A 24,741-nucleotide genomic window follows, 5' to 3' on the forward strand; every position below is an offset into this window, starting at 1 on the left:
ATTTGTACGTGAATGCGCCAATCGGTGTTATAGATTCAGGAGTCGGCGGCTTGACCGTCGCCAAGGAAATCATGCGGCTTTTGCCCAATGAGCAAATATTCTACATAGGGGACAATGCCCGTTGCCCGTACGGCCCCCGGTCGCTGCAGGAAGTGAAGACCTACACTTGGCAGATGGCGCAGGCGTTGATGAAGAAGAAAATCAAGATGCTCGTGATCGCCTGCAACACGGCGACAGCTGCGGCGCTGGATTCACTTCAAAAGAAACTGCCCATCCCGGTCATCGGCGTCATTTTTCCGGGAGCGCGGGCGGCGGTCAAGTCATCCCCGAGCAAGAACATTGCGGTGCTGGGTACGCTAGGGACGGTGAAGAGCGGCGCTTATGAGAAAGCGGTCAAATCGCTTGTCTCATCCGCCCATGTCGTCCAGCTCGCGTGCCCGTTGTTCGTGCCGCTTGTGGAAAGCGATGAGTATGAAGGTGAATTTGCGCGCAAAATCGTGCGCGAGACCTTGGCCGAAATCGAAGGCGAAAGCTTCGACACGGCAATTCTCGGCTGCACGCATTACCCGCTCCTGCAGGGCTTTATCGAAGAGGCATTCGGCAAAGGGGTCCGTGTGCTTTCTTCCGCCGAAGAGACGGCGAAGGACGTCGAGCGGCATCTGCGCTTCATGGGACAGATGTCGAAGCGGACTCAGCCTCCGGTTCACCATTTCTACACGACCGGCTCCTTGCCGATCTTCCAGTCGATCATCCGGAAGTGGCTGGGAATCGAAGAGCCTTTTATCCATTCGATCCGTTTCCCGAAAACCTGACAGCCTGGCTGCCGGGTTTTTTGTTTTCAGCGGCGCAAATATGGTAATCTTATGAGGAAGATACGAGGAGGATATATATGACTAGAATTGATGGCAGAAAAGCGGACCAGCTGCGTCCGGTACAAATGGATACGGAGTATTTGATCCATCCGGAAGGCTCGGTCCTGATTACGGTCGGCCAGACAAAAGTGATTTGCACCGCGACAATTGAAGAGAAAGTGCCGCCGTTTTTGCGGGGCCAGGGGAAGGGCTGGGTCACGGCTGAGTATTCCATGCTGCCGCGTGCAACCAATTCACGGAACCGCCGCGAGTCGTCCCAAGGGAAAGTCGGCGGGCGCACGATGGAAATTCAGCGCCTGATCGGCCGTGCACTGCGCGCTGTTGTCGATTTGGAGAAACTTGGGGAACGCACCCTCTGGATCGATTGCGACGTCATCCAGGCGGACGGAGGCACACGTACGGCGTCGATTACAGGCGCATTCGTCGCCATGACGATGGCGATCGGCAAACTCGATCTGCCTGTCTTTCCCGTGACCGATTTTCTGGCGGCAACAAGCGTTGGCATGGACAATGACATGGGGGCGATCCTTGACTTGAACTATGTCGAGGACTCGACGGCTGACGTCGACATGAACCTCGTCATGACCGGCTCCGGCCGTTTTGTGGAATTGCAGGGGACCGGCGAAGAAGCGACATTCTCGCGGACCCAACTGAATGAACTTCTGGATCTGGGTGAACTTGGCATCAGCCAATTGATCGCCATGCAAAAACAGACACTTGGAGAGGTTGCGCTCCGGGTAGGGGAAGAGGTGAACTCGAACGTATGAAAAAAGTGATCATTGCGACACAGAACCTCGGCAAGGCCAAAGACTTTGAAGCGCTCCTCCGGCCGTTCGGCTATGAAGTGCTGACTCTCCGCGATGTAGCGGAAGACGTCGATGTCGAAGAGACCGGCACCACATTCGAGGAGAACGCCATTCTGAAAGCGGAAACCATCGCCAATATGCTGAACACGACGGTCATTGCAGACGACAGCGGACTCGAGATCGATGCACTTGGCGGAGAACCGGGCGTCTATTCGGCGCGCTACGCCGGAGGCGAGAAAAGCGATTCCGCCAACATCGACAAAGTCTTGGCAAAACTGGAAGGCATACCGGAAGAAAAGCGCACAGCGCGCTTCCGCTGCGTTTTGGCAATAGCTTCCCCCGGCAAGGAAACGAAAACGTTCCACGGCACATGTGAAGGCTATATCCTCGAAGAGCGCTTCGGAGAAAACGGCTTCGGCTACGACCCGATTTTCTGGGTTCCGACAGAAGGGCGCACCATGGCCGAGATGAAACCGCACGAAAAAGCGGCCATTTCGCACCGTGGAAATGCGCTTCGAAAATTGCAGATCTCCCTTTCGAAAATCCTGGACACGGACGAATAAGGGAGAAGTTAATGTTTTTTCAAAATAGCATTGACTTTTGCTCCAATCATTTCTATAATTAAAATTGTCTTTCGTTGGAACCGGGTACTAGAACCCAGGCAACTTCAGAAAGCCATGTCCCAGTAGCTCAGCTGGATAGAGCAACGCCCTTCTAAGGCGTCGGTCGGGAGTTCGAATCTCTCCTGGGACGTTATGGAAATGACTACATAATGCAATAGAAAAACCCCTTCGGTCTAATACGGACCGGAGGGGTTTTTCTATTGATGCTGAAATATATTTTTTAATGAACGGAATATTCAGAAAAATAATGATAGAATGGATGTAAAATAAGCATAGGAAGGCGGAGAATCTATGGCAGGACCGGTATTGAAAGTGGCCACAAAGTGGCAGAAGGATTTCTTGTTTACAATGAAGACCCCGGGTGGGCATCAGCTGGAAATGGATGCCCATCAAGCGACAGGTGGGGAGGGAAATGGTGTCTTGCCGATGCAGGCGCTCCTGGGGGCGCTGGCCGGTTGCGTTGGAATGGATGTAGTGGCCATCCTGCGAACCCGCATGGACAAAATCGAACGGATTGAGATTGTTACAGAAGGCGCAAAAAACGACAAGCCGCCGAAGGAGTTCACGGCGATTACGGTCACATTCCAGGTAGACGGCGAAGTGGAACCGGAGCGGGTCTGGCATGCCATCCGCACAAGTGAAGACAAATACTGCCCAGTGGCCCATTCCATCTTGCCCCAACTGACCTACCGGTTGGTGCTGAACGGGGAGGAAACGACGGAACTATAGATTAAATGGCGAAATTGTGAAAGCAAGTCAAATAAATGCCGCTCCAAACATGAACCAGAGTTCATGTTTAATTGATCGGCATGGTATTGTTATAACTAGAGGTGAGTATATGGCGCACGAGAACCTTATCGGAGACTTCCCGACGTTTCCGAAACAACAACGATCTATGCAGAAAAGACAGGCGCTGCTTAAAAGCGGACGGATCCTCTTCGGCGAGAAGGGATATGAACACACGACCGCCAAAGAAATTGCCGCGCATGCCAAAGTGGCAACCGGAACTTTCTACCGGTATTTCTCCGACAAACGGCAATTGCTGATGTCTTTGATTGAAGACCATATCGACGACATGATGCCGATTGATCTGGAATGGAAAAGCGGCGATCCCGAGAAACTGCTCGCCGGGCGCCTTGAAATGCATTACCACAAAATCAACGAGAAGAACTTGCGCAGGCTCATGCCTGAGATTTTATTCCGCGACGCTGAACTGGCAGAAGTGGTGCAGGAAGCGAAAACCCGCATGCTGGAAAAAGTTACGGAACATTTGCACCTGCTCCACCGCAAAGGGCTGATGTGGCAGGACATCGAAATCGAAACCCTCGGCTGGTCGCTCCAGTCGCTGATGGAAAAGCTCCAATCGCGCAACGACCAAGGATTGCCGGTCGACTACCAGGCATTCTCCAAGATATTTTGCCGAATGCTGTTTCCGCCTGAAGTGATCCAGAAAATGAGAAATGGCACGCTAAATGAATGGAAAGGACCGTGAAAAGTATGAAAGCGAAATTGTTTACGGCTACGAGCAATACGTCCTGCCGCAAGGCGATTGCATGGATGAACGAATACAACATCCCTTTCGTCGAAAAGAACATATCCACCACCCCCATCACCGTTGAGGAAATCCAGGAAATTCTGTCGCTGACAAATGAAGGCACTGAAGAAATCATCTCGAAGAAGGCGTATGCCATCAAAAAGCTGAAAGTGGATATCGATTCCTTGTCCATGCCCCAACTGTACCAAGTCATCCAAGACAACCCCGGCATCCTCCGCCTTCCGATCATCCATGACGGAAGAAAGCTGCAAGTCGGCTATAACGACGACGAAATCCGTCAATTCCTGCCCCGCTGGTTCCGGACCACCCAATTCCAAAACCTTTTGAGCATGTAGCCTGTTTGTGGAAGGGCGGGAGCGGGAATCGGTTACTAAACCCTTTTTCGTTTTCCCGTAAAATTCCATTATGTTATCATAGACAGTACAAATGGGGTGTAAATATGCGAAAGAAGTACAGTGACCTGAAGCGCAAAGGGAATGTCATCGTTTTCCCCAAGACCGTGGACCGCTTGCTGACGGAAGGCATGAATCTGCTGAAAGACGAGAAGTACGAAGAAGCGCGCGATAAACTGTACCAAGTCTTGGCCTATGAGCCGGAGCACGCCGGTGCGCTCGGCGCTTATTGCTATTGCCTTTTTGAGCTGGGCGAATACGAAGAAGCGCTTGAAGTATGCAAGGAATTGCTGAAAGTCGGGCCGGTCCACTATCTTGAAACGATGGAATTATACATAAGCATTCTGATGCAAGTGAAAGAATTCGAAGAAGCGGAACGGATGATCGAGATCCTGATCGAGGAGAAAGTGCTGCCGGAAGAGCGGCTCGAGCAGTTCCAGCACTTGCGCGATCTGAATGAACGCATCACATCGAACAAAGCCGCTGTCAAAATCGACCCCACGCTTTTTGCGGCTGGGACATTTACGTCGCTGCCGCCGGCCGAGCAGGAAAGATTGATCATGGAGTTGCCGCCCGCATCCTATGAAGTGATGAAAGGCAGCCTGTTGGCGCTTGCTGAACATCCGGAGACGGACCTGCTTGCCAAAACATACATATTGTTCATGCTCCACCAGGAACAGGTGAAAGCCGACGTGCACCTGAAGAAGTTCTCGTTTGAAGGGACCTTCTCCATTGCCGACTTGCCGGATCCGCAGAACCACAGCCGCATCCGTGCCATTAAAGCGCAGATCGAGGAGCGGCTCACCAAAGATCCAAGCGGGCTTGAGATGGTCCGCCAATTGTTTGAACGGCACGTCTTCCTCTTTTATCCGTTCATGTGGGAAGGCCATAGCGAAGCGGAAGTGGCGGAAAGCTATACCGCTTACCTGGATGTCCTGTTTTCCGGTGAGACCGCTTTTTCGGGGGACCGGGAGCTGTTGACGCTCATCATCCATGCCGAGCAATGGTTCGAATTGCGCGATAGGTAGAAATAGTTGAACATGGCGCTATCTATGATATAATATGGTGGTTGTCAAAAATCGAAAAGAACTGATTATGACTTTGTAGAAAATGTTTGGAGGGCTTATAAATGTCAGCAAAATGGGAAAAGCAAGAAGGTAACACAGGAACACTTACAGTCGAAGTGCCTGCGGAGCAAGTAAACGCCGGATTAGACAAAGCATTCAAGAAAGTGGTAAAAGAAATCAACGTGCCAGGTTTCCGCAAAGGGAAAATGCCGCGTCCGATGTTCGAACAGCGTTTCGGCGTTGAATCGCTTTACCAGGACGCGCTTGACTTCATCCTGCCGGATGCATACGCAAACGCAGTGGAAGAAGCCGGAATCAACCCTGTTGACCGCCCGGAAATCGACATCACAACGATGGAGAAGAACAAACCGCTTGTATTCACAGCTAAAGTGACGGTTAAACCGGAAGTTCAGCTTGGCGAATACAAAGGCCTTGAAGTTTCCAAGCAGGACACAAACGTGACTGACGAAGAAATCGAAAGCCAATTGAAAGAGAACCAGGAGCGTTTCGCTGAACTTGCTGTCAAAGAAGACGAAGCGATCGTTGAAGGCGACACAGCTGTCATCGACTTTGAAGGATTTGTTGATGGAGAAGCGTTTGAAGGCGGAAAAGGCGAAGACTATTCCCTTGAAATCGGTTCAAACTCATTCATCCCAGGCTTCGAAGCACAATTGGTCGGCGTAAAAGCTGGCGAAGAAAAAGACGTTGAAGTCACTTTCCCTGAAGAATACCACGCTGCTGAACTTGCAGGAAAAGCTGCAACATTCAAAGTGAAAGTAAACGAAGTGAAATCTAAAGAGCTTCCTGAACTGAACGACGAGTTCGCTAAAGAAATCGACCCTGAAGTTGAAGGCCTTGAAGCACTTCGCACGAAAATGAAAGAAACATTGGCTGCTGACAAGCAAGCCGGTGCAGATGCACAGCTTCGCGACGAGTTGGTCCAAAAAGCTGCTGAAAACGCAACAGTCGAAATCCCGCACGCGATGATCCATTCTGAAATGGACCGCATGATGCAGGACTTCGAACAGCGCTTGACTCAGCAAGGCATGAACCTTGATCTTTACTACCAATTCTCAGGCCAGGACGAAGAAGCTCTTCGTGCACAAATGCACGACGACGCTGAAACTCGCGTACGCGTGTCATTGGTTCTTGAAGCTATTGCTGCTGCTGAGAACATGGAAGTGTCTTCTGAAGACATCGACAAAGAACTTGAAAAAATGTCTAGCCAGTTCAACATGGACATCGAGCAGATCAAAGCCGCTCTTGGCGGAACTGAAATGCTGGAAAACGACATCCGCATGCAGAACACAGTTGAGTTCCTAGTGGAAAACGCGAACATCACAACTGAAGTGGAAAACGCACAAAGCGCTGAATAAGCAAACACATAAGCAATAAAATAAAACAAGGCGCGGCAACGTGCCTTGTTTTTACTCTACATAGAAGAATGAGCTAAGCACGATATTTATAATAAGACATAATTTCTTAACGATATTCCGCAAAACAGCTGCGCTTGCCGCGGGCTCGCGTCTAAGCCTCCTCAGTCGCTAACGCGACTTGCGGGGTCTCAGCCGTCTCGCTTTACCGCTGGCGTCTCCGCTGTTTTGCTCCATATCTCTAAGAGCATTCCAAAGATAGTTAGAGCTGCCTTTTTTAATGAGCTACACTAGCGCCGGCGCGCCAGGGGCTGGGCGAAGCAATAAGACGAGCGGTTTTCTCGGCTTATTGCGTGAGCCATGCCCAAAGCGGCCGAACCGGTATATAATGTTGAAAAGTTAAAATTACCATTTAAATTCATACGTATTTTATGTGCTTGAACAAAGCACTGCAGCACATCAGAATTTATTCCATATGAATAAATGCACATTCAAAAGCTTAGTCTTTGTGGTAAATCTAATTAGTTGCTACAATAAGCATAATCTTGTAAGATAATGGCTTGAATAGGGGTGAATACATTGTTCAAATTCAATGACGAAAAAGACCACTTGAAATGTTCTTTCTGCGGAAAACCGCAAGAACAGGTTCGTAAACTGGTTGCAGGACCAGGTGTATATATTTGCGACGAATGTATTGAGCTTTGCACGGAGATCGTAGAAGAAGAGCTTGGTACAGATGAAGCAGTGGAATTCAAGGAAGTTCCGAAACCGAAAGAGATTCTGGACATCCTGAATGGCTATGTCATCGGACAGGAAAAAGCGAAGAAGTCGCTGGCTGTTGCGGTGTATAACCATTACAAACGCGTCAATTCCAACAGCAAGATCGACGATGTGGAATTGTCGAAATCGAATATCGTTCTGATCGGACCAACAGGGAGCGGGAAAACCTTGCTTGCCCAAACTTTGGCCCGCATCTTGAACGTACCGTTCGCTATCGCAGACGCTACTTCTTTGACAGAAGCCGGCTATGTCGGTGAAGACGTTGAGAATATTCTCTTGAAACTGATCCAAGCAGCGGATTACGACGTGGAACGCGCTGAAAAAGGCATCATCTATATCGATGAAATCGATAAAGTGGCCCGTAAATCAGAGAACCCGTCCATCACGCGCGACGTTTCAGGCGAAGGCGTTCAGCAAGCCCTCCTGAAAATCCTGGAAGGCACGACAGCTAGCGTTCCACCGCAAGGCGGACGCAAGCACCCGCACCAGGAATTCATCCAGATCGACACGACCAATGTCCTGTTTATCGTAGGTGGAGCGTTCGACGGCGTTGAGCAGATCATCAAGCGCCGCCTGGGCAATAAAATCATCGGCTTCGGTGCAGATCCGAACAAGGAAGAAATGGATGACAAGACATTGCTCAGCCAATTGATTCCGGAAGATTTGCTGAAATTCGGCTTGATCCCTGAGTTCATCGGGCGTTTGCCGGTATTGGCAAGCCTTGAACAATTGGACGAGAATGCGTTGGTTCAGATCCTGACGGAACCGAAAAACGCTTTGATCAAGCAGTACCAGAAGATGATGGAACTCGACGGTGTAGAATTGACGTTCGAACCGGACGCATTGGTGGAAATCGCGAAATTGGCGATTGAACGCAAAACAGGCGCCCGAGGACTACGTTCGATCATCGAGAACATCATGCTTGACGTCATGTTCGATCTTCCATCACGCGAAGATATCAAAGAATGTGTCATTACAAAAGAAACAGTTACCGAGAACGCACAGCCAAAACTCATTTTGGAAGATGGCTCTGAATACAAGGCTGACAATAACGAGAAAACATCCGCATAATTGTGGAGCTGCCGTCCTGGGAGGGATCCTTCCAGGTTGCCGGTGGACCAAACGGACTTTAACGGCCTGTTGATCTATCGCGACAGCAGGATCACATGCCCGTTGAAGTTGGGTAGTAAAGGATGATACGGGCTGACTCTGATCGTGCACATCCGCGCGCTCGGGGACAGGCCGTATTTTTTATAGAAGAAAATCAACCGGAGGTGTAACTCCTAATGGCGAAACGTAAAACAACCAAACAAGTGCCTTTATTGCCGCTGCGCGGCCTATTGGTCTTTCCGACAATGGTTTTGCATATCGATGTCGGCCGCGAGCGGTCGGTAGCGGCGCTTGAACAGGCGATGCTCGAAGACAGCATCATCTTTTTGGCAACGCAAAAAGAAATGAGCACGGAGCAGCCTGAAAAAGAGGACCTGTACAAGATCGGAACTCTGGCGAACATCAAGCAGATGCTGAAGCTGCCGAACGGCACCATCCGCGTGCTGGTCGAAGGGCTGGAGCGCGGGCAGTGGAAAAACTACACGGAAGGCGAAACGTTCAATACGGTCGATGTTTCGTCCTATCCTGATGAAGAAGAAAAATCGGCGGAGCAGGATGCATTGATGCGCCTATTGCTCGAGCATTTCGAAAAATACGTGAAGGCGTCGAAGAAAGTGACGACGGAAACATTCAATACCGTTGCGGACATCGAAGAGCCGGGCCGCCTGGCGGACATGATCGCTTCTCACTTGCCTTTGAAACTTTCCGAAAAACAATCCGTGCTGGAGACGTTCGACGTCGACAAGCGCCTGGAAGCGCTCATCATGCGCCTCCACAACGAACAGGAAGTCCTGGACTTGGAGAAGCGCATCAGCCAGCGTGTGAAAAAATCGATGGAGCAGACGCAGAAGGAATTCTATCTGCGCGAGCAGATGAAAGCGATCCAGACCGAACTTGGCGACAAGGACGGCAAATCTGCCGAAGTGGTCGATTTGAAAAAACGCATTGAAGATGCCGGCATGCCGGAATCGACAGAAAAAGCGGCGTTGAAAGAATTGGACCGTTACGAGAAATTGCCAACTGCAGCAGCGGAAAGCGGCATCATCCGCAATTACATCGAATGGCTGGTAACGATTCCGTGGTCGGCATCGACAACGGACCGTCTGGACATCAACTACGCGGAAGAAATCCTTAACCGCGACCACGACGGCCTCGAAACCGTCAAGGAACGGGTGCTTGAGTATTTGGCGGTGCGCCAGATGACGCATTCGCTCCGCGGACCGATCCTGTGCCTCGTTGGGCCTCCGGGCGTCGGGAAAACCTCGCTTGCCAAATCGATCGCCGAATCGCTTGACCGCAAATTCGTCCGCATCTCGCTCGGCGGTGTGCGTGACGAGTCGGAAATCCGCGGCCATCGCCGGACGTATGTCGGCGCGATGCCGGGACGCATCATCCAGGGCATGAAAAAAGCGGCGACAACCAATCCGGTGTTCCTCCTGGATGAAATCGACAAGATGTCGTCCGATTTCCGCGGCGATCCGTCGTCTGCCATGCTCGAAGTTTTGGATCCTGAACAGAACAACACGTTCAGCGATCATTACATCGAAGAAACCTATGACCTTTCGAATGTTTTATTCATCGCGACTGCGAACGACCTGGGATCGATTCCGGGACCGCTCCGCGACCGTATGGAAGTGATTTCGATTGCCGGCTATACTGAAGTGGAGAAGCAGATGATTGCGAAAAACCACTTGGCGCCGAAGCAATTGAAAGAGCACGGCTTGACGGACGAACAGCTGCACTTTACGGATGAAGCGCTCCTGAGCGTTGTCCGCTATTACACACGGGAAGCGGGTGTCCGCGGACTCGAACGCCAGATTGCTTCGATTTGCCGGAAAGTGACGAAAGAAATCGTCTCCGGGGAAAAAGAACGAGTGGAAGTCGACGCTGCATTGGTCGAGGAATACCTGGGCAAACGCATTTTCCGCTACGGCATGGCCGAAACGGAAAACCAGGTCGGCGTGGCAACCGGGCTCGCTTATACAACTGTCGGAGGCGACACTTTGCAGATTGAAGTTTCCTTGTCTCCAGGGAAAGGGAAGCTGCAGCTTACAGGCAAGCTTGGCGATGTCATGAAGGAATCGGCGCAGACGGCTCTGTCGTTTGTCCGCTCGAAAGCCGAGGAACTCGGCATCGATCCGATGTTTTATGAATCGCAGGATATCCATATCCACGTACCAGAAGGCGCTGTGCCGAAGGACGGCCCTTCTGCAGGCATCACGATTGCGACAGCGCTGGTCTCGGCATTGACGAAGCGGCCGATCCGCCGCGAAGTCGGCATGACCGGTGAAATCACATTGCGCGGGCGCGTCCTGCCGATCGGCGGCGTCAAAGAGAAGACTTTGAGCGCACACCGTGCGGGATTGACGACGATCATCCTGCCGGCAGACAACGAACGCGACATCGAAGATATCCCGGAAAGCGTGCGGGAGCAATTGACGTTCAAGCTCGTTTCCCAAGCCGATGAAGCACTTCAAATCGCATTAGAAGGAGCAAACGAATGATTGTCCATAACGTAGAACTAGTAATAAGCGCCGTCCGGCCCGACCAGTATCCGGAGGACGGCTTGCCGGAATTCGCACTTGCCGGCCGCTCGAACGTCGGGAAATCGTCGTTCATCAACAAAATGATCGGCCGCAAAAGCATGGCCCGCATCTCCTCGAAACCGGGGAAGACGCAGACGCTGAACTTCTATAAGATCGAAGAAAAGCTGTTCTACGTCGACGTGCCGGGCTACGGCTATGCGAAGGTTTCCAAGTCCGAGCGCGAAGCGTGGGGCAAGATGATCGAACGCTACATCACCGACCGCGAGCAGCTGAAAGCGGTCATCCAGATCGTCGACTTGCGCCACCCGCCGAGCCGCGACGACATCAACATGTATGACTTTATGAAGCATTACGGTATTCCGTGCATCATCATTGCGACGAAAGCCGACAAGATCCCGAAAGGCAAATGGGACAAGCACAAAAAAATCGTCCGCGAAACACTCGATATGGAAAAAGGCGATCCACTGATCGTCTTCTCCTCCGAGACCGGCCTTGGAAAAGACGCCGCGTGGAAAGAGATCGAAGACCGGATGTAGAAGGAGAGGCGCAGCTTAAGCTGTGTCTTTTTTTGTGGAGAAAAAGTCGGTGGAGCCTTTCTGCAAGTAAAAGTGGATTTACTGCAAGTAAAATCGGAATACTGCAAGTAAAATCGGAATACTGCAAGTAAACTCGGAATACTGCAAGTAAAATCGGAATACTGCAAGTAAACTCGGAATACTGCAAGTAAAGTGAAGGATGCTGCAAGTAAACTCCGATTGCCGCAAGTAAGAGGGCACTTTCGCTTTTCGCTTGCGAAAAGCCGGCATTCTTTAAGGTTTTGGGGTTTGAATAAACCCGGAAATCGGGCTGAACGCAGATAAATCTCGAGAATCGCCGATATAATTCCTGAATCGCCGATAAATCCGGAAAATCGCCGATAAAACAGCTCGCCGCCGGTATACATCGCTTCCTGACACCCTATCCGAAACCCAAATCTCCGAAAGAGTTCTCGCACTATTTCGACTAAGAGCGTAACGCTTGTTAGTCCCTTAGCCCTTTGCTAAACTTACATTATAATTAATATAAATAACTTAAATCTATTCGACTCTGGAACGTTCAGAGATGATAACGAGCAACACAGCTGCAGGAACGATGATTCTTCTGTTCGCCATTTTACTTCTTATTAAATTGTTTCTTACACTGCAAAGCGATTCAACCATGCTAACTTTTTAGTTCAATCTGTTCAGTTTTCATGTGTTGTTCACAAATGAAAAAGATTATGAAACCCATAGAGTGGTATACTTACTTATATGAAATATTGAACGTGAAAGGTGTTTTGTACCCATGCATACTTTAGTGGTCGGGGTGAACTTCCGTACTGCACCGCTCGAGATTCGCGAGAAGCTTTCATTTATCGAAGGCGAATTGCCGAATGCGATGCAGGCGCTGAAAAACCAAAAAAGCATATTGGAGAACGTCATCGTTTCGACGTGCAACCGCACGGAGATCTATGCCGTTGTCGATCAGCTTCACACTGGGCGCTATTATGTGAAGCAATTTCTTGCGGACTATTTCGGGATCGCACCGGAAGAGTTTTCGCAGTATTTGTTCGTCCATGAAAAGGAAGAGGCAGTCGAGCATTTATTCCGCGTGACGGCAGGCATCGATTCGATGGTCCTTGGGGAGACGCAAATCCTCGGACAAGTGAAATCGAGCTTTTTGTCAGGGCAGGAAAACGGCACGACGGGCACGGTCTTCAACCAATTGTTCAAACAGGCAGTGACGCTTGCGAAACGCGCGCATTCGGAAACGGCGATCGGCGAGAACGCTGTATCGGTTTCTTATGCGGCGGTCGAGCTTGGCAAGAAGATTTTCGGCACGCTGAAAAACAAGCATGTCGTCATCCTCGGCGCCGGCAAGATGGGCGAGTTGGCTATCAAGAACTTGCAGGGCAGCGGAGCGGACAAAGTCACGGTCATCAACCGGACATTCGAAAAAGCGGAAGCGTTGGCGGATAAATTCAGCGGCATCGCGAAGCCGATGACACAGCTGCAATGCGCATTGCTGGAAGCGGATATCTTGATTTCGTCTACAGGCGCGACTGATTACGTCATCGATTTTGAATTGATGCAGTTTGTCGACAAATTGCGCAAAGGCAAGCCGCTCTTCATGGTGGACATCGCCGTGCCACGCGACATCGATCCGCGCATTGCGGACCTGCCGAATGTGTTCTTATATGATATCGATGATATGCAGGGCATCGTCGAAGCGAACCTGGCTGAGCGCGAACGCGCAGCAGGCGAGATCATGACGATGATCAACCAGGAAAAAGGCGAGTTCAACGACTGGCTTGCGACGCTCGGCGTCGTTCCTGTGATTTCGGCACTGCGCCAGAAAGCATTGAACATCCAGTCGGAAACGATGGCGAGCATCGAGAACAAGATGCCGGACCTGACCGACCGCGAGAAGAAGATCCTGAACAAACACACCAAATCGATCATCAACCAATTGCTGAAAGATCCGATCCTTCAAGCGAAGGAAATGGCCGGTTCGAAGAATGCGCGCGAACAGCTCGAATTGTTCCAGCAGATCTTCGGGATCGAGGACGATGTGGAGCAGGAAATCCAGAAACAGACACAGGCCAAACGCACACCTGCGGAACAAGGCACAGCAATCAAACAGGAAACTCCCGGATATTCAATGAAAGCTTTCTAAAACAGGCGTTTGCGGATCTATATGTTAAAATGTAGAGACGCAACGCCTTTAATTATGGAAACGAAGGGGAATGGGATGGCTGATATAACAATGGCAAGGCTGCACGAAGCTATGGTTATTCTATATGCTGTCAGCCTTGTTTTTTATTTTATAGATTATTTATATAAAGAGAAAAAAGCCAGCCGGATCGCGATGTCGCTGCTTGGAGTAGTGTGGCTGCTGCAGACGGTCTTCCTGGTGTTGTACATCATCGAGACACAGCGGTTCCCAATACTGACGCTGTTTGAAGGCATTTATTTCTATGCATGGCTCCTCGTCACGTTGTCGATTGTGCTGCGCATATTCTACCGCTTTGATTTTGCGGTATTTTTCATCAACATCATCGGCTTTATCTTTATGACGATCCATACGTTCGCCCCGGTCCAGATCGAACGGTCGCCGGTCGGGGAAGCGCTCGTGTCGGAGCTTTTGCTCATCCATATCACGTTCGCGATCTTGTCGTATGTGGCATTTTCGCTGTCGTTCGTCTTCTCGGCGCTGCACCTCGTGCTGTACCGCTTGTTGAAGAAGAAAAAGTGGACCAAGCAATGGAGCAATCTGCCGTCGCTCGGCCAGACCGAGTCCGGCATGACGATCTCGATCCTCGTCGGGATTTCGCTCTTGTTCGTGTCGCTCGTCCTCGGACTGCAATGGGCGTACATCTCGCTCGATCAGTTTTCGCTGCTCGACATGAAGATCGTCGGTTCGTTCGTCCTGCTCATCGTATACAGCGGCGTGCTCTACAAGCACCGCAAAGGCGACTTGAACGGAGCCGCGTATGCATGGGCGCATCTGTACTCATTTTTGCTGCTGCTGGTCAATTTCTTCCTCGGCAGCCGGTTGTCTGAATTTCATTTTTGGTATTAAGGAAAGGTAGGATTCATTTGAGAAAAATCATCGTAGGTTCAAGAAGAAGCAAGCTCGCACTGACGCAGACGGGCCAGTTTATCGACAAATTGAAAGCGGCCGGTGCGCCGTTCGAATTTGAAATCAAAGAAATCGTGACAAAAGGCGACCGCATCGTCGACGTCACTCTGTCGAAAGTCGGAGGCAAAGGCTTGTTCGTCAAAGAGATCGAGCAGGCGCTCTACGACAAAGAAATCGATTTCGCTGTCCACAGCATGAAGGACATGCCGTCGGTACTGCCGGAAGGCTTAGTTATCGGCTGCATCCCGGAACGCGAAGACCCGCGCGATGCATTCATCGCAAACAACCACGTGAAATTCATGGACCTTCCTGTCGGAGCGGTCGTCGGCACAAGCAGCCTGCGCCGCAGCTCGCAGCTCTTGTTGATGCGTCCGGACCTTGATATCCAGTGGATCCGCGGCAATATCGACACGCGCCTCGAGAAATTGAAGTCTGGCGATTTCGATGCCATCATCCTGGCGGCTGCCGGGTTGAAGCGCATGGGCTGGAAAGACGACATCGTTACGGAATTCCTTGAAGTGGAAGACTGCCTACCGGCGATCGGCCAAGGCGCACTTGCCATCGAATGCCGTGAAGACGACGCGGAACTGCTTGAGGAACTCGTGAAAGTCAACGACGAGCACACAGCGCTTGCGGTCAATGCAGAGCGCCAATTCCTGCGCGACATGGACGGCAGCTGCCAAGTGCCGATTGCAGGTTACGCAACTGTAGAAGCAGGCAACGTGTCATTCACCGGTTTGATTTCCTCTCCGGACGGCGACGTCGTCTACAAGGAATCAGCGGTCCACAGCGATCCGATCGCTGCCGGCCAGGACGTGGCAAAGCGCATCAGCGCGCAAGGCGGCTATGAGCTCATCCAACAGGTTAAAGCAGAAAGCAATGTTTGACGGACTGCCGCTGAAAGGCAAAACCATCGTCTTCACCGGTTCGAAAAAGCCTATGGAATCTTTGGAAATGGTCGAATTATACGGCGGCAAGGCACTTTATCTGCCCCTCATAGAAACATCGGTCCGGCAGTCACAGCTGCCGGATTTCGGCTGTTATGACTGGCTGATCTTCACGAGCGCGACGAGCGCGGATGCGTTCGGCCAGCTCCACGCAGCGACCGCTGCAAAAATCGCCGCGGTCGGGGAGAAGACGGCTGAAAAGCTCGAGCAATACGGCTACACCGTCGACTTTATGCCGACTGTCTACAGCGCCGACTGGTTCGTGGAGGAATTCCCGTCCGTTGCCGGCAACGCCAAATGCCTGTTCATCAAAGGGGCACTCGCCAAAAATACGATTGCGTCGATGCCGATGCAGGTGGATGAATGGATTATTTACGACACGGCGCTTAAAATAGAGAATGCACGGGAATTGGCCGGCATGCACGGAGCGATCGTCATATTCGCGAGCCCTTCCGCCGTCCGGGCCTTTACGGAGGCAGGCGGCGACTGGAAAGCGATCCGAGCAGCGGCCATCGGCCATGTGACCGAGCGCGCCATCACGGAAAGCGGCGGCACGGCTGAATTTATTCCCCAAAAATATACGTACACCGAAGTCATCAATGAAATAATGAAAGGAAGTTGTTTACATGGCTGAGTTGAATTTCCACCGCGGCCGCCGGCTTCGCACTTCTGCGAACCTGCGCGCCATGGTACGTGAAACAAGCGTTCAGAAAGAAGATTTCATCTACCCGATTTTCGTTGTGGAAGGGGAGAACGTCAAAGAGGAGATTTCCTCGATGCCGGGCGTCTACCATTTCTCACTGGATACGTTAGGTGCGGAGCTGGATGAAGTCGTCTCGCTCGGCATTCCGTCGGTCATCCTGTTCGGCGTGCCGAATGAAAAAGACGCGGTCGGCTCGCAAGCCTACCACGACCACGCCATCACGCAGGAAGCAATCCGTTTTGCGAAAAACCGCCATCCGGAATTGGTTGTCATTGCCGATACGTGCCTTTGCCAATACACCGACCACGGCCATTGCGGCGTTATCGAAGAAGGCGTCATCCTGAACGACGAAACTTTGGATCTCTTGGCTCGTACAGCTGTATCGCAGGCGAAAGCCGGCGCTGACATCATCGCACCGTCGAACATGATGGACGGCTTTGTTGCGGCGATCCGCTACGGATTGGACCAGGCCGGATTTGAAAACACGCCGATCATGAGCTACGGCGTGAAATACTCGTCCGCCTACTACGGCCCGTTCCGTGAAGCGGCGCATTCCACACCGCAGTTCGGAGACCGCAAGACCTACCAGATGGACCCGGCGAACCGCCTTGAAGCCTTGCGCGAAGCGGCGGCAGACGTTGAAGAAGGCGCAGACTTCATGATCGTCAAACCGGCGCTTTCGTACCTCGACGTCATCCGCGAAGTGCGCGATAACTTCGATTTGCCGATCGTCGCTTATAACGTCTCCGGCGAATACGCGATGGTCAAAGCAGCCGCATTGAACGGCTGGGTCGACGAAGAGAAAATCGTCCTTGAAACGTTACTAAGCATGAAACGCGCGGGCGCGGACATCATCATGACGTACCACGCCAAAGACGCAGCACGCTGGCTGGAGGGGAAATAAATGGGATACGGAAAATCGATTGCAGCATTCACTGAAGCGAAAAAATTGATGCCGGGCGGCGTAAACTCGCCGGTGCGCGCATTCAAATCGGTCAATATGGACCCGATCTTCATGGCATCCGGAAACGGCGCGACCATCACGGACATCGATGGCAATACATACATCGACTATGTCCTGTCATGGGGCCCGCTGATCCTTGGGCATGCCCATCCGGAAGTCGTGAAAGCGATCCAGAAGACCGCTGAACTCGGCACAAGCTTCGGCGCGCCGACGCTCATGGAAAACGAAATGGCGAAACTCGTCATGGAGCGCGTCCCGTCGATCGAAATGGTCCGCATGGTGTCATCCGGCACCGAAGCCACGATGAGCGCATTGCGCGTCGCACGCGGCTATACCGGACGCAATAAAATCCTGAAGTTCGAAGGCTGCTACCACGGCCACGCCGACAGCCTCTTGATCAAAGCGGGCTCAGGCGTCGCGACACTCGGCTTGCCGGACTCGCCGGGCGTCCCTGATTCCGTAGCGCAAAACACCTTGACGGTGCCGTACAACGACCTGGAAAGCGTCCGTTTGGCGTTCCAGAAATTCGGCGACGAAATCGCCGCGGTCATCGTTGAGCCAGTTGCCGGCAATATGGGCGTCGTGCCGCCGAACGAAGGCTTCCTGCAGGAACTCCGCAACTTGACGACTGAATTCGGCACGATCCTGATCTTTGATGAAGTCATGACCGGATTCCGCGTCGGCTATAACTGTGCACAAGGCCATTACGGCGTCACGCCGGACATGACCTGCCTCGGCAAAGTCATCGGCGGCGGACTGCCAGTCGGCGCTTTCGGCGGCAAGCGCGAAATCATGCAACAAGTCGCACCGAGCGGCTCGATCTACCAGGCCGGTACGCTTTCCGGCAACCCGCTGGCCATGACGGCTGGCTTTGAAACCTTGTCACGTTTGGACGAAAGTTCGTACGACCTTTTCGTTGAACGCGGCGACCAGCTCGAAGCCGGCTTCCGTGCAGCGGCTGAAAAATACAACATCCCGCACACCGTGAACCGTGCGGGCTCGATGATCGGCTTCTTCTTCACGAACGAACCGGTCGTCGACTTCGCATCCGCGAAGACATCCGACACCGACCTGTTTGCGGACTACTACCGCTTGATGGCGGAAGAAGGCATCTTCCTGCCGCCGTCCCAATTCGAAGGCATGTTCCTGTCAACGGCGCATACTGAAGAACACATCGCCAAAACGGTCGATGCGTTCCATACGGTGTTTGCGAAATTAGCAAGATAAATAAGTTTGATTGCCCGGCCGCTTTCCTAGCGGCCGGGTTTTTATGTGCTTGAACAGACTACGGCTTTTTGCGAATAAAACCGGCTTGCTGCAAATAAAGTATTGGATTCTGCAAGTAAATAAAGGATTTTGCAAGTAAAGTGATGATTGCTGCAAGTAAATCTCATTTAGTGCAAGTAAAGTACCCGTTTCCGCAAGTAAATTAGGTTTTCTGCAAGAAAATCGGATTTGCCGCAAGTAAAGTGGCACTTTCGCTTTTCGCCGGGGGCGAAAAGCCGGCATTCGGGTTTTGGGGGAGGGATGAATAAACTTCGCAGGACGATCATAGAAGTCTTTGAAACGATGAAAGAGCTTATAAGAAGTGATGAAAGAAACGTCTGCTTGGATCGACTCTAAACAACGAATAAGTTCGTCCACAAACCTTCCAAAAAACTAGAAACATCGATAGAAAACCTCAAAACGCCGGTAGAAACCTTAGAAACACCGATAGAACTCCAAGAAACGCCGATAGAACCCGTCAAAACCGCCGATAGAAAAAATATCTGCCTCGTACCAAACCCGCAACCCATTTCCCCCAAAGAATTTGCATCCTACAGAAGATTTCACTTCCATTTTCCTGTACGATAGAAAGAGAAAGAATTTCGGAAGGCGAAGGGCAGGGAGAGCGGATGTACATATTCTTACGGACATTGATCATAGCGGTGCTGGCAGGCTGGCTGTTCGAAGTGGTCGGCATGTTCTTGCCGTGGCTGCTCGGCCCAATGCTGGCGCTGCTCCTCGTGAGCCAGTTCACCAAAATGGAACTTTACTGGCCGAAGATCCTGCGCACGGCAGGACTTGTCATGCTCGGCGTGCAGATCGGCTCGTCGTTCACGCGCGATGCGGTGTTCCTGATGTGGTTCGATTTGCCGTATATGGCGTTCATGACGGTGTCGGTCGTCGGCTTGTCGATCATGCTCGGCCTGCTGTTCATGAAAATGGTCGATGAATCACTGGCGACAAGCCTCCTCGGGTCGATTCCGGGCGGGCTCGCACAAATGGTCGTCATCGCGGAAGACGTGAAGTCCGCGAACATCACGGTCGTCACGATGATGCAGACGATCCGCATCTTCATGGTCGTGACGATCGTGCCGTTCTTCACCGTGTTCCTCACCGGCCGGGAAGAAGGGGAGCTCGGCGAGCGCGTCTTCACCTTTGCGCCGCTCGCATTCCTTGCAGCTGTCGCTGTCGGGCTCACGCTATACATAGCCATGAAGCGAATCGGCTTCCCGGCCGCAGAACTGCTCGCGCCGATCCTGACGATGGCGATCGTCCAGACAGTGACGGGCGACCTTCTCGTCGACATGCCGTACTGGTTGATCGCGCTCGCACAGGTGTGCATCGGCGCCGGGCTCGGCCTGCAGATGGAGCATATCGGCGACAAATTGACGTTCCGCTTGGGCGCGGCGATCGTCCTGAACAATGCGCTGCTGATCAGCTTCACGGCATTTATTGCCTATATCCTCGCGAAACTATTGCCGGACTATATCTTCCTTGATTTCTTCCTGAGCGCAGCGCCAGGCGGCATCGCGGAAATGGCGATCACGGCGCTCGCGACCGGCGGCGACGTCGCGCTGATCACGAGCTTCCAATTGTTCCGGCTGTTTTTCATTCTGCTGATCGCCTCGCCGATTGTCACATTGATCGTGAAAAAACTTGACGCTAAAAGCCGAATCTGAGTACAATGGGTGTAATTAGATAATCAATGCGTTGATGAGGATAGTAGAATGTACGCCGATTTCAGAGAGGGAACCGTTTGGTGGGAGGTTCCTATGGCCAGCATTTGAATGTCACCTCGGAGCAGTCCCCGTGAAATTCGAGTAGCGGGGACCGGATGATATCCGTTATCGAGCTTGAGCGCCAGACCCGTTTTTTCGGTCTGGTATAAAGGTGGTACCGCGAACAACTCCTTCGTCCTTTACAGACGAAGGGGTTTTTTTGTTTTCCGGCAAAACCGCTCAGGCGAATAAAACCCATAAGGAGGAATTGCAATGACTGAAATGCCGACGAAGTACGATCCGCAGTCCATTGAAAAAGGACGCTATGAATGGTGGATCAACAACAAATTTTTTGAAGCGAAACCCGAAAGCGGCAAGACCCCGTACACCATCGTGATTCCGCCGCCGAACGTAACCGGCAAACTTCACCTTGGCCACGCTTGGGACACGACATTGCAGGACATCCTGACGCGCATGAAGCGCATGCAGGGCTTTGACGCCCTATGGCTGCCGGGCATGGACCACGCCGGCATCGCGACGCAGGCGAAAGTGGAAGGGAAATTGCGCGAAGAAGGCAAGTCCCGCTACGACCTCGGCCGCGAGAAATTCCTGGAAGAGTCGTGGAAATGGAAAGATGAATACGCTGGACACATCCGCGAGCAATGGTCGAAGCTGGGCCTTGGCCTTGATTACTCACGCGAGCGCTTTACGTTAGATGAAGGCTTGTCGGAAGCGGTTAAGGAAGTATTCGTAAAACTTTACGAAAAGAAACTCATCTACCGCGGGAAATACATCATCAACTGGGATCCGGCGACGAAGACCGCGATTTCCGATATTGAAGTTATCTACAAAGATGTGCAAGGCGGCTTCTACCACATGCGCTATCCGCTCGCAGACGGCTCGGGCCATATCGAAGTTGCGACGACGCGTCCGGAGACGATGCTCGGCGATACGGCCGTAGCGGTTCATCCGAAAGATGAGCGCTACCAGCACTTGATCGGCAAGAAAGTCATCCTGCCGATCGTCGGCCGTGAAATCGAGATCGTTGCTGACGATTACGTCGACATGGAATTCGGAAGCGGCGCCGTGAAAATCACGCCGGCACACGACCCGAACGATTTCGAGATCGGCAACCGCCATAACCTCGAGCGCGTGCTCGTCATGCACGAAGACGGTTCGATGAACGAGAACGCCGGCAAATACGAAGGCATGGACCGCTTCGAATGCCGCAAAGCGATCGTCAAAGATTTGCAGGACATGGATGTTTTATTCAAAATCGAAGAGCATATGCATTCCGTAGGCCATTCCGAGCGCAGTGGCGCCGTTGTCGAGCCGTACCTGTCCACACAATGGTTCGTTGACATGAAGCCGCTCGCACAAAAAGCGATCGACCTGCAGCACGGCGAAGAAGGCGTTAACTTTGTGCCGGAACGCTTCGAGAAGACTTACCTGCAGTGGATGGAAAACATTCGCGACTGGTGCATCTCGCGCCAATTGTGGTGGGGCCATCAAATTCCGGCTTGGTACCATAACGAAACCGGTGAAATCTACGTAGGCATGGACGCGCCGGCAGACGCCGAAAACTGGACGCAGGACGAAGACGTGCTTGATACGTGGTTCTCATCCGCGCTATGGCCGTTCTCGACGCTCGGCTGGCCGGCTGACAGTGATGAATTGAAGCGCTATTACCCGACAGATGCGCTTGTAACAGGCTACGACATCATTTACTTCTGGGTTTCGCGCATGATTTTCCAGGCGCTTGAATTCACGGAAGAAAAGCCGTTCAAAGACGTATTGATCCACGGGCTTGTCCGCGACGCAGAAGGGCGCAAGATGTCGAAATCGCTCGGCAATGGCGTTGACCCGATGGACGTTATCGCGGAATACGGAGCGGATTCGCTGCGCTACTTCCTGGCAACGGCATCAAGCCCAGGGCAGGACCTCCGCTTCTCCATGGAGAAAGTTGAGAGCATCTGGAACTTTGCCAATAAAATCTGGAACGCTTCCCGCTTTGCATTGATGAATATGGAAGGCATGACTTATGAAGAGATCGACCTTTCCGGCAAACGCTCGGTTGCGGATTCATGGATCCTGACCCGTTTGAATGAAACCATCGAGCAAGTGACTTCATTAGCAGAACGCTACGAATTCGGCGAAGTGGGCCGCACGCTCTATAACTTCATCTGGGATGATTTCTGCGACTGGTACATCGAGATGGCGAAGCTGCCATTGTACGGCGAAGACGAAGACGCGAAGAAAATGACGCGTTCGGTTCTGGCGTATGTACTCGACAACACGATGCGCCTCTTGCATCCGTTCATGCCGTTCATCACAGAAGAGATCTGGCAGAACTTGCCGCACGAAGGCGAATCGATTACGGTTGCTGCTTGGCCGACAGTCGACGAGTCGTTGACCGACCAAAGCCAGTCATCAAGCATGAAGCTGTTGATGGACATCATCACAGCTGTCCGCACGATCCGCGCAGAAGTACAGTCGCCGATGAGCAAGAAAGTGCCATTGACGATTTCTGCGAAAGACGCAAACATCCACGCTGTGCTTGAAGCGAACGCCGCCTATATCGAACGTTTCTGCAACCCGGAAACATTGACGATCGGCGAAAACATCGCTGCACCGGAAAAATCGATGTCCGCTGTCGTATCGGGCGCCGAACTGTTCATGCCGCTTGAAGGTCTGCTCGACATCGATGCAGAACTTGCACGTTTGAACAAAGAACTCGAGAAATGGGCGAAAGAAGTGAAACTCGTCCAAGGCAAACTGTCGAACGAACGCTTTGTTTCCAAAGCGCCGGACGCGGTAGTAGCCGAAGAACGCAAAAAAGAAGCCGACTACCTCGAGAAGCACGCGACGGTAGAAAAGCGCATCGAAGAATTGAAGAACCTGTAGTAGAAAGAGGCGACCAAACCCCGCGCGGGTCTGGTCGCCTTTTTTTTGCGTGGAAGAGCTGAATGCCGGCTTTTCGCCGGGCGAAAAGCGAAAAAGAAGTAGGGCGGGAGGGTTCTACCGGCGTTTTGAGGTTTTCTATCGGTGTTGTTCTTTTCGGATTGTAATGGACAAGCTTCTATCATCGTTCCGCGGAGGTTATTCAACGTTCCTCTTCTCCAAAGACAAACCCAAAACCCGAATTCCTGCTTTTCGCCCCGGCGAAAAGCGAAAGGGAGGAAGGGCAGGAGGGTTCTACCGGCGTTAAAAGTTTTTTCTATCGATGGTTTGCGTGGGTCCTATCGATGTTTCAACTGTTTCTACCGGCGTTTCCTAGCTTTCTATCTATGTTTCTCGACCTCATATCTGTGTTTCATGAATTGACCGCAAACCCCAATCTCAATCCTCTTCAATTGACTCCCGCAAAACCATTTGTTATAGTTACCTGACGAACGTTCGGAAGGGTGAAGTTATGACACTGGATCAGTTAAAACTAGCAGCATTGAACCGCTTTGCGGAACACGGCTTTGATGGCACATCGATGGCGCATATCGCAGACGACGTCGGCATCAAAAAGCAGTCCATCTATACCCATTTCAAAGGGAAGGACCAAATGTTCCTGCAGGTCTTTAGCGACGTGGTCGAGAGCGAGATCGAATCGGTCACCGCGTTTATTGAACAAAACAAAGCACGTCCCATCCAGGAGTTCCTGTATGACTTCCTTCTGTACCATAGGGAGCGGAATGATCAAAATGCCGCGACGAAGTTCTGGCTACGCATCTCGTTTTTCCCGCCGGCGCATCTGTACGATGAAGTGATGGGGAAGGTCTATGCCTATCTGGACAAGCTTGAGGAACTGCTCGAACCGCTCATGGAAGCGGCGCAAAAGGAAGGCGAATTGAGCAAGGGAATCGATGCCAAAGAAGCAACGGCGGCTTTCCTCGGCGTCTTGGATGGTGTATTTGTGGAAATGCTTTACGGCGGACCCGACCGGACGCAGCGGCGGCTTGAAGCGTCTTGGCATTTCTACTGGCGCGGAATCGCCAAAGATAGAAAAGAGTTGCGGAGGAATCAAACATGAACAAACATTGGATGCTTGTCATCATAGCAGGCATTATTGAAATACTTTGGGCGATCGGGCTGAAATACGCATCGAGCTGGCTTGCGTGGCTTGCCGTCGCGGCGCTGATCTTTGTTTCATTCGTCGTGCTCTTGAAAGCGCTGGAGAAAGTTCCGGTCGCGACTGCCTATGCGGTGTTCACCGGCATCGGGACTGCCGGGACCGTCATTGTGGAAATGATCGTATTCGGGGAACCGTTCAGCTGGCCGAAAATGTTCTTCATCAGCATGCTGCTGGCCGGCGTCATCGGCTTGAAGCTAGTCACGGCAGATCCCGACAAGAAAGAAGAGGTAATGTGA

Annotated in this window: 21 protein-coding genes, 1 tRNA gene and 1 other annotated feature; all 22 genes read left to right on the forward strand. The window is 52.0% G+C overall.

What is annotated here, in order from left to right; all coding sequences use genetic code 11:
* The first annotated feature begins 8 nt into the window (after positions 1 to 8).
* A complete protein-coding gene (racE, locus tag ACFSDB_RS13510) occupies positions 9 to 812 on the forward strand; it encodes a glutamate racemase (RefSeq protein ID WP_377340337.1) in 804 nt (267 codons plus the stop codon).
* 77 nt (positions 813 to 889) lie between these two features.
* Positions 890 to 1,639 (forward strand): ribonuclease PH, encoded by a 750-nt coding sequence (gene rph / locus ACFSDB_RS13515; RefSeq protein WP_204890324.1) that lies wholly within the window; start codon positions 890 to 892, stop codon positions 1,637 to 1,639.
* Positions 1,636 to 2,241 carry an XTP/dITP diphosphatase gene (locus ACFSDB_RS13520; RefSeq protein ID WP_204890325.1) on the forward strand — a complete coding sequence of 202 codons (606 nt, stop codon included), beginning with the start codon at positions 1,636 to 1,638 and terminating at the stop codon, positions 2,239 to 2,241. The genes rph and ACFSDB_RS13520 overlap by 4 nt, the downstream gene beginning before the upstream one ends.
* Positions 2,242 to 2,357: 116 nt before the next feature.
* Positions 2,358 to 2,431: transfer RNA gene (locus ACFSDB_RS13525), tRNA-Arg, on the forward strand.
* A gap of 161 nt (positions 2,432 to 2,592) precedes the next feature.
* Positions 2,593 to 3,030, forward strand: coding sequence for an OsmC family protein (locus tag ACFSDB_RS13530; RefSeq protein ID WP_204890326.1), 438 nt, complete (start codon positions 2,593 to 2,595; stop codon positions 3,028 to 3,030).
* A gap of 109 nt (positions 3,031 to 3,139) precedes the next feature.
* A complete protein-coding gene (locus tag ACFSDB_RS13535) occupies positions 3,140 to 3,793 on the forward strand; it encodes a TetR/AcrR family transcriptional regulator (RefSeq protein ID WP_204890327.1) in 654 nt (217 codons plus the stop codon).
* A 5-nt stretch (positions 3,794 to 3,798) separates the two neighbouring features.
* Positions 3,799 to 4,191, forward strand: a complete 393-nt coding sequence (gene spx, locus ACFSDB_RS13540) for a transcriptional regulator Spx (protein ID WP_204890328.1) — start codon at positions 3,799 to 3,801, stop codon at positions 4,189 to 4,191.
* A gap of 104 nt (positions 4,192 to 4,295) precedes the next feature.
* On the forward strand, positions 4,296 to 5,276 hold the full coding sequence (locus ACFSDB_RS13545; RefSeq protein ID WP_204890329.1) for a tetratricopeptide repeat protein: 981 nt from the start codon (positions 4,296 to 4,298) through the stop codon (positions 5,274 to 5,276).
* 101 nt (positions 5,277 to 5,377) lie between these two features.
* On the forward strand, positions 5,378 to 6,691 hold the full coding sequence (gene tig, locus ACFSDB_RS13550; protein ID WP_204890330.1) for a trigger factor: 1,314 nt from the start codon (positions 5,378 to 5,380) through the stop codon (positions 6,689 to 6,691).
* A 576-nt stretch (positions 6,692 to 7,267) separates the two neighbouring features.
* Positions 7,268 to 8,539: an ATP-dependent protease ATP-binding subunit ClpX gene (gene clpX / locus ACFSDB_RS13555; protein WP_204890331.1), complete on the forward strand. Its 1,272-nt coding sequence runs from the start codon at positions 7,268 to 7,270 to the stop codon at positions 8,537 to 8,539.
* A 215-nt stretch (positions 8,540 to 8,754) separates the two neighbouring features.
* Complete coding sequence (gene lon / locus ACFSDB_RS13560; RefSeq protein ID WP_204890332.1) at positions 8,755 to 11,082, forward strand: endopeptidase La; 2,328 nt, start codon at positions 8,755 to 8,757, stop codon at positions 11,080 to 11,082.
* Complete coding sequence (gene yihA / locus ACFSDB_RS13565) at positions 11,079 to 11,660, forward strand: ribosome biogenesis GTP-binding protein YihA/YsxC (RefSeq protein ID WP_204890333.1); 582 nt, start codon at positions 11,079 to 11,081, stop codon at positions 11,658 to 11,660. The genes lon and yihA overlap by 4 nt, the downstream gene beginning before the upstream one ends.
* 787 nt (positions 11,661 to 12,447) lie before the next feature.
* On the forward strand, positions 12,448 to 13,818 hold the full coding sequence (gene hemA, locus ACFSDB_RS13570; protein WP_204890334.1) for a glutamyl-tRNA reductase: 1,371 nt from the start codon (positions 12,448 to 12,450) through the stop codon (positions 13,816 to 13,818).
* A 75-nt stretch (positions 13,819 to 13,893) separates the two neighbouring features.
* Complete coding sequence (gene ccsA / locus ACFSDB_RS13575; RefSeq protein WP_204890335.1) at positions 13,894 to 14,724, forward strand: cytochrome c biogenesis protein CcsA; 831 nt, start codon at positions 13,894 to 13,896, stop codon at positions 14,722 to 14,724.
* 17 nt (positions 14,725 to 14,741) lie between these two features.
* Complete coding sequence (gene hemC, locus ACFSDB_RS13580; protein WP_204890336.1) at positions 14,742 to 15,671, forward strand: hydroxymethylbilane synthase; 930 nt, start codon at positions 14,742 to 14,744, stop codon at positions 15,669 to 15,671.
* Positions 15,664 to 16,365 carry a uroporphyrinogen-III synthase gene (locus ACFSDB_RS13585; protein WP_204890337.1) on the forward strand — a complete coding sequence of 234 codons (702 nt, stop codon included), beginning with the start codon at positions 15,664 to 15,666 and terminating at the stop codon, positions 16,363 to 16,365. The genes hemC and ACFSDB_RS13585 overlap by 8 nt, the downstream gene beginning before the upstream one ends.
* Positions 16,358 to 17,338: a porphobilinogen synthase gene (gene hemB / locus ACFSDB_RS13590; protein ID WP_204890338.1), complete on the forward strand. Its 981-nt coding sequence runs from the start codon at positions 16,358 to 16,360 to the stop codon at positions 17,336 to 17,338. The genes ACFSDB_RS13585 and hemB overlap by 8 nt, the downstream gene beginning before the upstream one ends.
* Positions 17,339 to 18,625, forward strand: coding sequence for a glutamate-1-semialdehyde 2,1-aminomutase (gene hemL / locus ACFSDB_RS13595; RefSeq protein ID WP_204890339.1), 1,287 nt, complete (start codon positions 17,339 to 17,341; stop codon positions 18,623 to 18,625). It abuts the gene before it with no gap.
* A gap of 668 nt (positions 18,626 to 19,293) precedes the next feature.
* On the forward strand, positions 19,294 to 20,343 hold the full coding sequence (locus ACFSDB_RS13600; RefSeq protein WP_204890340.1) for an AbrB family transcriptional regulator: 1,050 nt from the start codon (positions 19,294 to 19,296) through the stop codon (positions 20,341 to 20,343).
* A 22-nt stretch (positions 20,344 to 20,365) separates the two neighbouring features.
* Positions 20,366 to 20,586 (forward strand) — a binding site (T-box leader).
* A 69-nt stretch (positions 20,587 to 20,655) separates the two neighbouring features.
* The gene (locus ACFSDB_RS13605) at positions 20,656 to 23,286 is read left to right on the forward strand and encodes a valine--tRNA ligase (protein WP_377340344.1); all 2,631 of its coding nucleotides are present in this window, start codon (positions 20,656 to 20,658) and stop codon (positions 23,284 to 23,286) included.
* A gap of 508 nt (positions 23,287 to 23,794) precedes the next feature.
* The gene (locus ACFSDB_RS13610; RefSeq protein WP_204890341.1) at positions 23,795 to 24,403 is read left to right on the forward strand and encodes a TetR/AcrR family transcriptional regulator; all 609 of its coding nucleotides are present in this window, start codon (positions 23,795 to 23,797) and stop codon (positions 24,401 to 24,403) included.
* A complete protein-coding gene (locus ACFSDB_RS13615; RefSeq protein WP_204890342.1) occupies positions 24,400 to 24,741 on the forward strand; it encodes a DMT family transporter in 342 nt (113 codons plus the stop codon). The genes ACFSDB_RS13610 and ACFSDB_RS13615 overlap by 4 nt, the downstream gene beginning before the upstream one ends.

Origin of the sequence: Planococcus chinensis (assembly GCF_042681545.1) — a bacterium.
GTDB classification, from domain to species: Bacteria; Bacillota; Bacilli; order Bacillales_A; family Planococcaceae; genus Planococcus; species Planococcus chinensis.